The organism is Azospira sp. APE16, assembly GCF_047901315.1.
GTDB classification, from domain to species: Bacteria; Pseudomonadota; Gammaproteobacteria; order Burkholderiales; family Rhodocyclaceae; genus Azospira; species Azospira oryzae.
Genome location: NZ_CP179682.1, coordinates 1,502,507 through 1,516,556, shown reverse-complemented (window position 1 = coordinate 1,516,556; position 14,050 = coordinate 1,502,507). Strand labels below are relative to the sequence as shown.

Annotated in this window: 12 protein-coding genes; 11 read left to right on the top strand and 1 reads right to left on the bottom strand. The window is 67.8% G+C overall.

Annotated elements, in window-relative coordinates:
- The 9 genes from rsxC to ACLSSQ_RS07320 all read left to right on the top strand — a co-directional run bounded on the left by rsxC (position 1) and on the right by ACLSSQ_RS07320 (position 8,380).
- The gene (gene rsxC, locus ACLSSQ_RS07360) at positions 1-1,782 is read left to right on the top strand and encodes an electron transport complex subunit RsxC (protein ID WP_416244179.1); all 1,782 of its coding nucleotides are present in this window, start codon (positions 1-3) and stop codon (positions 1,780-1,782) included.
- Positions 1,783-1,792: 10 nt separating this feature from the next.
- Complete coding sequence (locus tag ACLSSQ_RS07355; protein WP_152088983.1) at positions 1,793-2,782, top strand: RnfABCDGE type electron transport complex subunit D; 990 nt, start codon at positions 1,793-1,795, stop codon at positions 2,780-2,782.
- A 1-nt stretch (position 2,783) separates the two neighbouring features.
- The gene (gene rsxG, locus ACLSSQ_RS07350; protein ID WP_014237999.1) at positions 2,784-3,461 is read left to right on the top strand and encodes an electron transport complex subunit RsxG; all 678 of its coding nucleotides are present in this window, start codon (positions 2,784-2,786) and stop codon (positions 3,459-3,461) included.
- 12 nt (positions 3,462-3,473) lie between these two features.
- The gene (gene rsxE, locus ACLSSQ_RS07345) at positions 3,474-4,163 is read left to right on the top strand and encodes an electron transport complex subunit RsxE (protein ID WP_014238000.1); all 690 of its coding nucleotides are present in this window, start codon (positions 3,474-3,476) and stop codon (positions 4,161-4,163) included.
- A gap of 224 nt (positions 4,164-4,387) precedes the next feature.
- Positions 4,388-5,038: an endonuclease III gene (gene nth / locus ACLSSQ_RS07340; RefSeq protein WP_014238001.1), complete on the top strand. Its 651-nt coding sequence runs from the start codon at positions 4,388-4,390 to the stop codon at positions 5,036-5,038.
- Between the two features lie 19 nt (positions 5,039-5,057).
- A complete protein-coding gene (locus ACLSSQ_RS07335) occupies positions 5,058-6,137 on the top strand; it encodes an FIST C-terminal domain-containing protein (RefSeq protein WP_152088981.1) in 1,080 nt (359 codons plus the stop codon).
- A 3-nt stretch (positions 6,138-6,140) separates the two neighbouring features.
- A complete protein-coding gene (locus tag ACLSSQ_RS07330) occupies positions 6,141-6,572 on the top strand; it encodes a DUF1841 family protein (protein ID WP_130458721.1) in 432 nt (143 codons plus the stop codon).
- Between the two features lie 158 nt (positions 6,573-6,730).
- On the top strand, positions 6,731-6,943 hold the full coding sequence (locus tag ACLSSQ_RS07325; RefSeq protein ID WP_232058834.1) for a hypothetical protein: 213 nt from the start codon (positions 6,731-6,733) through the stop codon (positions 6,941-6,943).
- 27 nt (positions 6,944-6,970) lie between these two features.
- Entirely contained in the window at positions 6,971-8,380 is a 1,410-nt protein-coding gene (locus ACLSSQ_RS07320; protein ID WP_416244178.1) for a methyl-accepting chemotaxis protein, read from the top strand.
- A 74-nt stretch (positions 8,381-8,454) separates the two neighbouring features.
- Here ACLSSQ_RS07320 and ACLSSQ_RS07315 read toward each other — a convergent pair whose 3' ends face one another.
- On the bottom strand, positions 8,455-10,551 hold the full coding sequence (locus ACLSSQ_RS07315) for a methyl-accepting chemotaxis protein (protein WP_416244177.1): 2,097 nt from the start codon (positions 10,549-10,551) through the stop codon (positions 8,455-8,457).
- Between the two features lie 223 nt (positions 10,552-10,774).
- Here ACLSSQ_RS07315 and ACLSSQ_RS07310 point away from each other — a divergent pair, with 223 nt between their 5' ends.
- Positions 10,775-11,623, top strand: coding sequence for an AAA family ATPase (locus tag ACLSSQ_RS07310; RefSeq protein ID WP_416244176.1), 849 nt, complete (start codon positions 10,775-10,777; stop codon positions 11,621-11,623).
- 2 nt (positions 11,624-11,625) lie between these two features.
- Positions 11,626-14,049, top strand: a complete 2,424-nt coding sequence (locus ACLSSQ_RS07305) for a diguanylate cyclase (protein WP_416244175.1) — start codon at positions 11,626-11,628, stop codon at positions 14,047-14,049.
- Position 14,050: the final 1 nt, after the last annotated feature.

The window sequence follows — 14,050 nt, the reverse complement described above, 5'->3', positions numbered from 1 at the left end:
ATGGGCCTGATGCAGCTGTTCAAGTTCAAGGGAGGCGTCAAGCCGGCCACCAACAAGGCCCAGTCCGTCACCCTGCCCATCGCCAAGGCGCCCCTGCCCTCCGTGGTGGCCGTGCCCCTGCACCAGAGCATCGGCGGCACGCCCCGGCCCCTGGTGCAGGTGGGCGACAAGGTGCTGAAGGGCCAGATGATCGGCGAGGCCGACGGCTGGATCTCCGCCGCCGTGCACGCCCCCACCTCCGGCACCGTGCGGGAAGTGGGCATGTACGCCGCCGCCCACCCCTCCGGCCTGCTCACCGACTGCGTCGTCATCGAGCCGGATGGCGAGGACCGCTGGATCGAACGGCAGAGCGTCGACTACAAAACCCTGACCCCGGAACAGGTGCGCGAACTGCTGCGTGACATGGGCGTGGTGGGTCTGGGCGGGGCCGCGTTCCCCTCCCACGCCAAGACCCAGGCTTCCCGCAGCGTGCCCATGGAAGAGCTGGTGATCAACGGCGCCGAATGCGAGCCCTACATCACCTGCGACGACCTGCTGATGCGGGAACGGGCGGCCGAGGTGGTCAAGGGCATCGCCATCTTCCGCGACCTGCTGCAGCCGAAGAAGGTCCTCATCGGCATCGAGGACAATAAGCCGGAAGCCGCCGCCGCCATGGCCCAGGCCGTACAGGCCGCGGGCGAGGACTTCCAGGTCGTCAGCGTGCCCACCCTGTACCCGGCCGGCGGCGCCAAGCAGCTGATCCGCGTCCTCACCGGCAAGGAAGTGCCCGCCAACAAGCGCTCCACCGACATGGGCGTGCAGTGCTTCAACGTGGCCACCGCCTACACTGCCTGGCGCGCCCTGGGCCACGGCGAGCCGGTCATCTCCCGCCTGGTGACCCTCACCGGCAACGTGGCCGAGCCACGCAACTACGAGGTGCTGATCGGCACCCCCATGGACGAACTGCTGGCCATCGCCGGCCCCAAGGCGGACACCGACGGCATCATCATGGGCGGCCCCATGATGGGCTTCCTGGTGCCCGAGGCCAAGGCGCCGGTGGTCAAGGCCACCAACTGCCTGATCGCCCATTCGCCGGCCCTGTTCCCGCCCAAGGCGCCGGAGATGCCCTGCATCCGCTGCGGCTCCTGCGCCCAGGTCTGCCCCCACGAACTGCAGCCCTTCGAGATGTACTGGTTCGCCCGCGCCAAGAATTTCGGCAAGACCCAGGAATACAACATCTTCGACTGCATCGAGTGCGGCTGCTGCTCCTTCGTCTGCCCTTCCCGCATTCCCCTGGTGCAGTACTTCCGTTTCGCCAAGAGCGAGATCTGGGCCCGGGAACGGGACAAGAAGGCGGCCGACGGCGCCAAGACCCGTTTCGAATTCAAGCAGCTCCGGGACGAGCGGGAAAAGCAGGAAAAGGCCGAGAAGCTGGCCAAGGCCGCCGCTGCCCAGGCCGCCAAGAAGGCCGCCGAAGCCGCCGCTGCCGCTGCTGCCGAAGGCGGCACCCCGGCCGAAGCCACTGCAACGCCGGCCGCCCAGAGTCCGGAAGAGGCCGCCGCAGCTGCCAAGAAAGCTGCCATCGCCGCCGCCATGGAGCGGGCCAAGGCCCAGCGCGCCCAGGCCCAGCCCCAGAATACGGACGACCTGGCCCCCGCCCAGCAGCAGGAAGTGGCCGACATCGAGGCCCGCCGCGCCCGCCTGCGGGACATCGCCAAGACCGAACTGGCCCACCCCGAAGCCCATCCCGCCGAGGCCGCCCCGGCCGCTCCGGCGGACGACGGCCAAACCCCCAAGAACTGACGCCCCGGTCATGGAATTCTCCACCTCCCCCTACCTGCTCAAGGACACCTCGGTGCGCCGGGTCATGACCCAGGTGCTGCTGGCCCTGGTGCCGGGCATTGTCGCCTACGCCCTGCTCATCGGCGCGGGCATCCTGGCCCAGATCGCCATCGCCACCCTCACCGCCCTGGCCGCCGAGGCCGCCATGCTGCGCCTGCGGGACAAGCCCCTGGCCCTCTTCCTCGGCGACGGCTCGGCCGTGGTCACGGCCTGGCTGGTGGCCCTCACCTTCCCGCCGGTGGCGCCCTGGTGGCTCACCGTGGTCGGCGTGCTGTTCGCCATCGTCGTCGCCAAGCACCTCTACGGCGGCCTCGGGCAGAACCCCTTCAACCCGGCCATGATCGCCTTCGCCGTGTGCATCGTCTCCTTCCCGGCCCTCATGTCCCAGTGGCCCGGCCCCGGCTCCCACCTGGCGCCGGCCCAGCAGCTGGACTGGATCTTCGGCCTGGCACCGCGCCTGGACGGCATGACCAGCGCCACCCCGCTGGATGCGTTGAAGACCGCCCTGCGCGCCGACGAAGGCCACAGCGGGCCCCTGCCCTTCCTGGCAGGCAACGCCCAGGCGGTGATCGCCCTCTGCTATCTGGCCGGCGGCCTCTTCCTCATCTGGCGCAAGGTCATCACCTGGCACATCCCCACCGCCTTCCTCGGCGCCATGGGCCTCCTCGCCGGCCTGCTGTGGCTGTGGCAGCCCGCCGGCTTCGCCAATCCTGTCTTCCACCTGCTGGGGGGCGGCGCCATGCTGGGGGCCTTCTTCATCGCCACCGACCCGGTATCCGGCGCCACCACGCCCCGGGGCAAGCTCATCTTCGCCGCCGGCGTCGGCCTGCTGGCCTACATCATCCGCGTCTTCGGCGGCTATCCGGACGGCATCGCCTTCGCCGTGCTGATCATGAACATCTGCGTGCCCCTGATCGACATGTACACCCAGCCGAAGGTCTTCGGCATGAAGGACCAATGACATGGTGACGGTAAAGGAACCCACGGCCGGCACCATGGCGGCGCGCACCGCCGTCATCCTGTTCGTCTTCGTCATCGTCTTCACCGGCCTCCTGGCGGGCGCCTACCAGTGGACCCTGCCGGCCATCCAGGCCTCGGCCACGGAAGAGAAGATGAAGCTGGTGAACGAAGTGCTGCCCACCGCCAGCTACGACAACGACCTGCTGCACGACACCCTGGCCCTGGCCCCCACCCCGGAACTGGGGCTGGAAGAACCTTCCACCGTCTTCCGCGCCCGCATGGGCGGCGCTCCGGCGGCCCTGGTGCTGGAAGCCGTGGCGCCGGACGGCTATGCCGGCAAGATCCGCCTGATCCTGGCGGTGCAGGCCGACGGCCGGGTGGCCGGCGTGCGCGTCACCCAGCACAAGGAAACCCCGGGCCTGGGCGACTACGTGGAGCCGAAGAAGGACAGGAACAAGGAACGGCCCTGGATCACCCAGTTCAACGGCCTCTCCCTCGCCACCCTGGCGGAGAAGGAGTGGAAGGTGAAGAAGGACGGCGGCCATTTCGATTCCAACGCCGGCGCCACCGTAACGCCCCGGGCCGTGGTCAAGGCGGTGAAGAAAGCCGTCGCCTACGTGGACGCCCACCGGGACGAACTGTTCGCCGCGGCCGACAAGAACGCAGCGGACCGGAAATAAGCGAGGCCGACCATGATCACCCGCGAGGAATTCAAGCAGATCGCCGGCAACGGCATCTGGAAGCAGAACACCAGCCTGGTGCAGATCCTGGGCCTGTGCCCCCTGCTGGCCGTGACCACCAACCTGGTGAACGGCGTCATGCTGTCCCTGGCCACCATCATCGTCATGGCCCTCTCCGGCGTGGCCATCGCCAGCCTGCGCAATTTCATCCCCCACGAAATCCGCATCCCGGTCTTCATCCTGGTCGTCGCCGCCCTGGTGACAGTGGTGGACCTGCTCTTCAACGCCAACCTGCACGAGCTGTACCTGGTACTGGGCATTTTCATTCCCCTCATCGTCACCAACTGCATCGTGCTGGCCCGGGTGGAAGCCTACGCCGCCAAGAACCCGCCCCTGCAGGCCACCGCCGACGGCGTCTTCATGGGCGTCGGCATGCTGTGGACCCTGGGCCTCCTCGGCGGCCTGCGGGAGCTGATCGGCGCCGGCACCCTGTTCTCCGGCATCGACATGGTCTTCCCCGGCCTGCAGCCCCTGCAGCTGCTGCCCAAGGACTACCCGGGCCTGCTGCTGGCCATCCTGCCCCCCGGCGCCTTCATCCTGCTGGGCTGCCTGATCGCCTGGAAGAACTGGATCGAAGCCCGGGCCGCCGCCCGCCAGCAGAAGGCTCCGCCGGCGCCGGTGGCGGAAGCCGGCTGCCATTGAAAACCCCTTGCCACAGAGGGCACAGAGGACACCGAGAAAGATGTGGACGCTTGGCCTGGGAGGCAATAGGGACGCCACTCTCCACCCAGGTGCGGCTGAAAATGGCGTCCGGCTTGCTTTTCCGGTCAGATAAAAATTGAATCCAGCCACCGGCCTCAATCACGAGGCAAGTCACTCTCTGTGATCTCTGTGGCTAAAACAAACCTCCAGCCAAGCCCAAGACCATGAATGCCGCCAAGCGGGCCCAGATTTTCGCCCGGCTCCAAGCCGCCAACCCGGCGCCCCGCACCGAGCTGGAATACGAGACCCCGTTCCAGCTGCTGATCGCCGTGCTGCTCTCGGCCCAGGCCACCGACGTGGGCGTGAACAAGGCCACGCGCAAGCTCTTCCCCGCCGCCCCGACGCCGGCCGCCATGCTGGCCCTGGGGGAGGAAGGGCTGATGGACTACATCAAGACCATCGGCCTCTTCCGCACCAAGGCCAAGAACACCATCGCCACCTGCCGCATCCTGCTGGAACAGCACGGCGGCGAGGTGCCGCGGGACCGGGAGGCCCTGGAGGCCCTGCCCGGCGTCGGCCGCAAGACCGCCAACGTGGTGCTCAACACCGCCTTCGGCGAACCCACCATCGCCGTGGACACCCACATCTTCCGCATCTGCAACCGCACCCGCCTGGCCCCGGGCAAGACGGTGCTGGCGGTGGAGGAAAAGCTGCTCAAGACCACGCCGCCGGAATACCGGCTGGATGCCCACCACTGGCTGATCCTGCACGGCCGCTACGTGTGCAAGGCGCGCAAGCCCGAATGCGAACGCTGCGTCATCGCCGATCTGTGCGAATATCCGGGCAAGACCTGTTCCGAACCCGCCCACCTGTAGCCCCTCCCGAGGCACTGCCATGACTGTCGCCACCGCCCTGGTTTCCGGCAACGATCCCCTGCCCCGCCTGGCGGAGGACGCGGTGCGCCAGGCCCTGGACAAACTCCTTGCCGCCGGCGCCAGCCACGCCAACAGCGTGCTGCTCTACCTGACCCAGGACTTCTCCCGCCAGGTGCAACCGGCCCTGCTCGCCGCCAGCCGTGCCGCCGCCTGCACCCAGGTGGCCGGCAGCGTGGCCGCCGGCCTGTTCACCGAGGAAGGCTGGGTGCTGGACCGGCCCGCCGCTGCGGCCATGGTTTTCGCCGGCCCCCTGTCCCTGGTGCCGGGCCGTCCCGGCGCCGCGCCCCTGCTCTCCCTCGCCTCCGCCTCCAGCCTGCCGCCGGAATGGGCGACCCCGGGCAGCCAGCGCTTCGGCGCCCTGCACCTGGACGCCCTGGCCAGCGAACCCGGGCCGCTGTGGCAGCAGGGCCGCCCCTGCGCCGACCACCGCCTGTCCCTGGCCATCGCCGGCAGCCAGGCCAGCGTCGCCCTCTCCTGCGGCCTGCGCCTGCTCACCGAACCGGCGCCGGTGGTGGAGGTGCGGGGACACGACCTGCATACCCTGGGCCAGCAGACCGCCCTGGATTCCCTGCTGCGGGCCCTGCCCCTGGAACAACGGGAGCGGCGCCTGCTGCACCACGTCACCGCCGTGGTGGCGGAACCGGGCCATGCCCTGGACCGTCCCGAGGGCACTTACTGCCGCCTGCTGCCGGTGATCGACACCGGCCCGGAAGGTGTCGTCACCCTGGCCGACAAGCTGGTGCCGGGCCAGTCCCTGGCCTGGGCGGTGCGCCAGCCCCTGGCGGCGGAACAGGAAATGCGCGACACCCTGGTGGCCCTGGGCGATGAGCTGCCCCGGCCCAGCCTGGGCCTGATGTTCTCCTGCATCGGCCGCGGCCCCTATTTCTACGGCGGCGAGGACCGGGACCTGCTGGTCTTCACCGAACGCTTCCCCGGCGTGCCCCTGCTGGGCCTCTACGGCAGCGGCCAGATCGCCCCCAGCAACGGCGGACGGCTGCTGCACAACAGCGTCGTCACCGCCCTCTTTTCCGAGATTTAAGCCATGTTCAATCCCAGCCGCGACCAGGTGCGCCGCTTCTTCTGCGACGCCTGGCAAAAAGACCGGCAAGGCCTGCCCCTGGTGGGCGCCGAAACCATCGCCGTGGACCTGATCCGCCTGCATCCCGAATACCACGCCCTGCTGGCCGACGTGGAGCGGGCCCTGAGCCAGGAATGGACGCCGGAGGAAGGGCAGATGAATCCCTTCCTGCACCTCTCCCTGCATCTGGCGGTGGAGGAGCAGATTTCCATCGACCATCCCCGGGGCATCCGGGAAGCCTTCCACGCCCTGGCCCGGCGCCTGGACGATCCCCACGCCGCCAAGCACCAGCTGCTCGAATGCCTGGGCGAAGCCGTCTGGCATGCCCAGCAGGCCGGCAACCAGCTGGACCCGGAAGCCTATCTGGAAGCCGTCAAGCGCGCCGGCCGCGGCTGAACCTGACGCCTGGCTGACGGCAGCCACCCCCACCCCCTGGAATTCCGCGCCTGTCGCGGACTTTGGCGGGCACTTGTCATTCCCCTACGGACAGGTGCAGTATTTAGCCACATTAGCCAAAAGTAATAGACAAAAAACCTACACCCTGGGGGAAATCCATGTTTGCGAAACTCTCGCTCAAGACCAAGCTCGTCTTGCTGCTGGTCATGTCCGTCATCGGCATGGTCCTGCTCACCGGCCTCAGCGCCTGGGGGGTGAAACGGGACCTGACCGACGGCCGCAAGGCGGTGGTCAAGGCCGCTGTCGAATCGGCCTACAGCATCGCCGCCAACTACCAGGCTCTCGAAGCCGCCGGCAAGATGAGCCGGTAAGAGGCCCAGAAGGCGGCCCGGGAAGCCATGCGCCACGGCCGCTACGGCGGCGCCGACGGCAAGTCCGAATACTTCTACGTCTACAGGAGCGACGGCGTCACCGTCATGCACACCACCAAGCCGGAATGGGAAGGCATCAGCAAGGTGGAAGAGGTGAAGGACGTGCTCGGCCGCTATACCCTGAAAAACATCCTGGCCGCCTCCAAGGCCGCGCCCGAGGGCGCCTTCGTCGAAACCCTGTTCCCGCGCCCGGGCCAGCCGGCGGACAAGGCGGTGGAGAAGCTGCAGTACCTGAAGCTGTTCGCCCCCTGGGAATGGGTCATCGGCAGCGGCATCTACATGGACGACGTGAGCGCCGAAGTGCGGGAGCGGGCCCTTTCCGACACCTTCATCGCCGCCATCATCCTCATCGCCGTGGCGGTGGCCACCTTCCTGGTGGGCGGCAGCATCCGCCAGCAGGTGGGGGGCGAACCCGCCGACGTCATCAAACTGATGAGCCAGGCCGCCGCCGGCAACCTGGCGGTTGAGGTGGGCAATGCGCCCAAGGGCTCCATGCTCGCCTCCTTCGGCCAGATGGTGAGCGAACTGCGCCAGGTGATCCGGGAAATCGGCAACAGCGCCACCGCCCTCTCCAACAACGCCGAGCGCATCAACACCGCCTCCCAGGAAGTGTCCACCGCCTCCCAGCACCAGGCTGACGCCACCTCCTCCATGGCCGCCGCCATCGAGGAACTGACGGTGAGCATCAACCACATTTCCGACAGTTCCCGGGATACGGAGGCCGACTCCCACAATTCCGCCAGCCTGGCGGCCGACGGCGAAACCCGGGTCACCACCGCCTCCAGTGCCATCAAGAACCTGGCCGGCTCGGTCACCGGCGCCTCGGAAAAGATCCGCCACCTGGAAGGCCGCATCAAGGAAATCTCCGGCATCGCCGGCGTCATCAAGGAGATCGCCGCCCAGACCAACCTGCTGGCCCTCAATGCCGCCATCGAGGCGGCCCGGGCCGGAGAACAGGGCCGGGGCTTCGCCGTGGTGGCCGACGAGGTGCGCAAGCTGGCCGAACGCACCGCCTCCGCCACGGTGGAAATCGAGGACATGATCGTCAGCATCCAGACCGAAACCGACGAGACGGTGCAGGTCATGGATGCAGCCCTGCCCCAGGTGGAAGAAGGCGTCACCCTGGCCGAATCCGCCGCCGACGCCCTGCGGCAGATCCGCGAGGGTTCGGAAACCACCCTGCACCGCATCCAGGAAGTGGCCGAAGCCACCCGGGAACAGAGCACCGCCAGCACCAGCATCGCCCAGCGGGTGGAGCAGATCGCCCAGATGGTGGAAGAGACCTCCGCCGCCATGCGCAACACGGCCGAGACCGCCGAGGCCCTGGACAACATCGCCCGGGAGCTGAACACCATGGTGGGCCGCTTCACCACCTGATACCGGCCCGGCACCAATGACAAGGGGCGCCCGCGGGCGCCCCTTTTGTTTGCCGCTGCCGGCGCCAGGCCGGATCAGCGATACAGGCGGAAGGCGGCCAGGATGGCGCGCAGGCCCTCGGCCGTGGACACCAGGGCCTCGGTGGCCCGCTGGGCCTCCTGGGCGGTAGCGGTGTTCTGCTCGATGAGCACGGAAATGTGCTCCATGCTGCCGTTCACCTCCTGGCTGGCGATGCTCTGCTGCTGGGAGGCTTCGGAAATCTGCCGGGCCATGGCGCTGACCTGCTGGGAAGCGGCGGTAATACCCTCCAGCCCGGCCACGCTCTCCCGCATCATGCCGATGCCCTCCTCCACCTCCCGCACCGCCTGCTCCATGCGGCTCACCGCCTCATGGGTGGCACCCTGGATGGCGCCGATGTTGCCGGTGATGTCGGCGGTGCTGGTGGTGGTGCGCTCGGCCAGCTTGCGCACCTCGTCGGCCACCACGGCAAAGCCCCGGCCCGCCTCGCCGGCCCGGGCTGCCTCGATGGCGGCATTCAAGGCCAACAGGTTGGTCTGGTCGGCGATCTCCTTGATCACCTGGGTGATCTGGCCGATCTGGTCGATGGCCGTGTTCAGCTCGTGCAGGGTGGCCGAAGAACCGGTCACCGCTTCCACCACCCGGTTGGTGACGGCCATGCTGCGGCCGATCTGGGTGTTGCTTTCCTCCACCAGCCGTTCCGAGTTCTGGGCCGCGCTGGCAGTCTCCCCGGCGTGGCCGGCCACTTCCTGCACCGACTGGGAGAATTCCTCCGTGGCGGCGGCAACGCTCTGCACGTCGTCCAGCTGCTGCTGGGACTTGGCCGCCACCAGGGCCACCTCGGATTCCAGCTGGCTACAGCGCTGGTCCATCTGGCGGGAGGCTTCCTGGATCTGGTCCAGCATGGCCTTCAGGGTGGCCTGCATGGTGGCCAGCTGGCACAGCAGCTGGCCGGCCTCGTCGCGCCGGCTGATGTCGATATCGCTGGTGAGGTCGCCCTCGGCGATGAGCTTGAAGGTGTCGATGGCCTGGCGCATGGGATTGACGATGGCCCGCACCAGCAGCCAGCCACCCACCACCGCCAGGGCCAGGGCCGCCAGGGTGGCCAGGGCCATGGCCCACAGGATGTTCTCGTAACGTGCCTGGGCCCGCTCGAAATCGGCCCGGGCCGAGGCCTTCAGCTCATCCACCAGGGCCTTGCCGGCCTGCTGCACCTGGCCGTAGATGGGGTTGATCTTGGTCAGCAGCAGCACCGAGGCCTGATGGAAATCCCCGGCCTTGAGGGCATCCCGGGCCGCATTGACGCCTTCGGCAGAAAACTGCTTGCGTGCCTCCCCCAGCTGCTCCACCAGCTGCCGCTCCTTCTCCGACAGGGGCAGCTTCTGCAGGGCTTCGAGCTGGGCGTTGATCTGCTGCCGGTTGGCCAGGGTCTTTTCCAGATGCACTTCCAGGCCGTGGTCGTGCAGCTTTGCCAGTTCGCTCTTGGGATCGTGCTGCAGGGCCAGCATGATCTGGGAGCGGTTTTCCCCCAGCAGGGCCAGCACCTCGTTCACCACCGTAGTCGGCTCCAGCTTGCGCTGGTACTGCTCCTGCAGGCTGGCGTTGCCTTCCTGCAGGCCGGAGAGGCCGATGCCGGTCACCACCGCAGTGATGGCGACGAAAGCCGCCATCATGGCCCCAAGGCGACCCTTCACCGAGAGGCGGGACCAGAAGCCGGCAGCGGACTGGGGCAGGGAGGCGTTCTTGTTCTCCCGCAGGCGCTGGTAGAGGGCCTCGGCCGCCTGCACCTTGTCCCGGGCCGGCGGCGTGCGCACCGACATATAGCCTTCGGTATGGCCGTTTTTCACCACCGGTACGACGAAGGCCTCGACCCAGTAGAAGCCGCCGTCCTTGCTGCGGTTCTTCACCAGGCCGCGCCAGGGATTGCCTGACTTCACCGTGCGCCACAGGTCGGCAAAGGCCTGGGGCGGCATGTCCGGATGGCGCACCAGGTTGTGGCTGGTACCGATCAGCTCGTCGCGGGAGAAACCGCTGATCTCGACGAAAGCGTCGTTGGCATAGGTAATGACGCCTTTGAGATCGGTTTTGGAGACCAGATACTGATTGGGGGGAAAGGGAATCTCTTGATTTGTAACCGGAAGATTGATTTTCATCGTTGCTGCCGCGAAAAAGAGGCTATGCCATGAGACTAAGGAAAGACGCCATTCTTGGAATGGCATAACTTTTGTAATATCGCTTTTGATTATAGCAAAACGGCAGGAATGGCAAGCGGCACAAATCAACAAATGGCCACTTAACGCTGTCGTTACAATGAGAAACAGAAAAAGACCGGGCGCCGCCTCGCCGCCGTGCCGCCAACCCCACCGGAGCATCCCCATGACCCCACGTTTCGACGGTTCCGCGCGTTACGTCGCCCCCCGGGAACTGACCCTGGCGGTGAACGCCGCCGTGACCCTGCAACGCCCCCTGCTGATCAAGGGCGAGCCGGGCACCGGCAAGACCCTGCTGGCGGAGGAAGTGGCCCGGGCCCTGGGCCTGCCCCTGTTCCAGTGGCACATCAAATCCACCACCAAGGCCCAGCAGGGCCTCTACGAATACGATGCGGTGTCCCGCCTGCGGGACGGCCAGCTGGGGGACCCCAAGGTTTCCGACATCGCCAACTACATCGTCAAGGGCGTGCTGTGGCAGGCCTTCGAGAGCGAAACCCCGGTGGTGGTGCTGATCGACGAGATCGACAAGGCCGACATTGAATTCCCCAACGACCTGCTGCGGGAGCTGGACCGCATGGAGTTCCACGTCTATGAGACGCGGCAGACAGTGCGGGCCCGGCACCGGCCCCTCATCTTCATCACCTCCAACAACGAGAAGGAACTGCCAGACGCCTTCCTGCGCCGCTGCTTCTTCCACTACATCCGCTTCCCCGACCGGGAGACCATGGAGAAAATCGTTGCCGTGCACTACCCGGAACTGAAGCGGGAACTGCTGCAGGAGGCCCTGGAAGTATTCTTCGGCCTGCGCGAGATGGCCGGGCTGAAGAAGAAGCCCTCCACCTCGGAACTGCTGGACTGGCTCAAGCTGCTGCTGGCCGAGGACATTCCGGCCGAGGCCCTGCGCAGCAAGGATGCCCGCACCAGCATTCCGCCCCTGCACGGTGCCCTGCTGAAGAACGAGCAGGATGTTCATCTCTTCGAAAAGCTCGTCTTCCTCGCCCGACAGGGACGCTGACCATGCCCCCCGGAGCCGCCCACCGCCGCCTGCTGCGCCATCTGCTGGCGGCCCTGTGCCTGCTGCTGGCGGCAGGTGCGGCCGGCGCCCTGGAAACGGTCACCCTGCAGCTCAAATGGCAGCACCAGTTCCAGTTCGCCGGCTATTACATGGCCCAGGCCAGGGGCTATTACCGGGAGGCGGGCCTGGAGGTGCGCATCGTCGAAGGCCGGGCCGACACCGACCCGGTGGCCGAGGTGCTGGCCGGCCGGGCCCAGTACGGCATCGGCGCCTCCGAACTGCTGCTGGAACGCAGCCGGGGCAAGCCGGTGGTGGCCCTGGCCGCGGTCTTCCAGCACTCGCCCCTGGTGCTGCTGGCCCGGGCCGGCGGCCCCATCCGCCGCCCGGCCGACCTGGAAGGGCGGCGCCTCATGCTGCTACCGACGGAGGCCGAGCTGTTCGCCTTCCTGCGCCGGGAACAGGTCAAGGAAGAACGCCTGCAGCGCGTCCCCCACTCCTTCTCCGCCGCCGACCTCATGGCGGGCAAGGTGGATGCCGTTTCCGGCTATCTCACGGACGAGACCTACGAACTGGAAAAGGCCGGCTTCCCCTACCTTTCCTTCTCGCCCCGGGCCGCCAACATCGACTTCTACGGCGACACCCTGTTCACCGCCGAAGCCCACGCCGTCGCCCATCCGCAGCAGGTGGAGGCCTTCCGCCGCGCCAGCCTGCAGGGCTGGGCCGCCGCCCTGGCCGACCCGGACGCCGCCGCCCGGGAGATTCTGCAGCACTACTCCACCCGCCACAGCCTGGAACACCTCCTCTTCGAGGCGGAACGCATGCGCCCCCTGATCGAGCCGGCCCTGGTGGAACTGGGTCACATGAGCCCGGCCCGCTGGCGCCGCATCGGCGACACCTATGCGGAACTGGGCATGATGCCCCGGGACTATGCGGTGGAAACCCTGCTGTACCGCCCGGCCAGCCCCCAGCCCCTGCCGCCGTGGGCCTGGGGCACCCTGCTCCTGGCCGCCCTGGCCCTGCTCGCCGCCCTCTACATCCACCGCCTCTACGGCCGCCTGCAGGGGCAGATGCGCCAGCGGGACAGCAGCGAACGCAACCTGCGGGCGAGTCGGGAACACCTGGCCCGCATCTTCGAGACGGCGCCCCTGGCGGCCATCGTCTACGACCAGGAAGCGAGAGTCCTGGAATGGAACCACCGGGCCGAGGAAATCTTCGGCTGGCGCCGGGAGGAAATGCTGGGCCGCAGCTTCTTCGAACACATGGTGCCCGAAGAGGCCCGGCAGCAGGTGCAGGGCATCGTGGACAGCATTTTCCGCGGGCCGGAAATCCAGTATTCCCTCAACCGCAACCTGACCCGGGACGGCCGCGCCATCCTCTGCGAATGGAGCAACGCCATCCTCCGCGACGAGGCCGGCGGGCCGCCCAGCGTCATCGCCCTGGCCGCCGACGTCACCGAGCGGGAACGGGTCCGCGCCGCCCTGCAGGACAGCGAGCAGCGCTACCGCACCCTGCTGGAAACCGCCCCTTTCCCGGTGGTCATCACCCGCCTCCGGGACAGCCTGGTGACCTACATCAACCAGCGGGCCGCCACCTGCTTCCAGGTGCCCCAGGAGGATGCCGTGGGGCGCCATGCCCCGGACTACTGGGTGGATATGGGCCAGCGCCAGCGGCTGATCGAGGAACTGCGGCAGAAGCAGGTGGTGACCGACATGGAAGTGCGCCTGCGGGATGCGGCCGGCCAGCCCTTCTGGGCCCTCCTCTCGGCCCGCATCCTGCTGGAGGAACAAGAACCCCTGGCCTTCGTTTCCTTCAACAACATCAACGAACGCAAGGCGGCAGAAGAGGCCCTGCAGGCCCTCAACGGCGAGCTGGCCTACCGCCTCCAGGAAATCAACCTGCTGCAGGCACGGCTGCAGGAGCAGGCCACCCGGGACGCCCTCACCGGCCTCTACAACCGCCGCTACCTGGACGAGACCCTGGAGCGGGAAGTGGCCCGGGCCCAGCGGGAAGGCTATCCCCTGGCCGTGGCCCTGCTCGACATCGACCACTTCAAGCAGCTCAACGACACCTACGGCCATCGGGCCGGCGACGAGATGCTGCGCCAGCTCGGCCACTTCCTCCAGGCCCGGGCCCGCAGCGGCGACGTACCCTGCCGCTACGGCGGCGAGGAGTTCCTGCTGGTGCTGCCCGGGGTGGACCTGGAGACGGCCCGCCAGCGTGCCGAGGAATGGCGTGCCGGCTTCGCCGGGCTGACGGTGAACTTCGGCAGCCTGGCCCTGCAGGCCACCCTCTCCGTCGGCGTCGCCTGCTACCCGGGCCACGGCAAGAGCGCCGACGCCCTGGTGGATGCGGCCGATGCCGCCCTCTACCGGGCCAAGGCCGGCGGCCGCAACCGGGTCGAAGTGGCCGGCGCGGTGGAGGAATAGG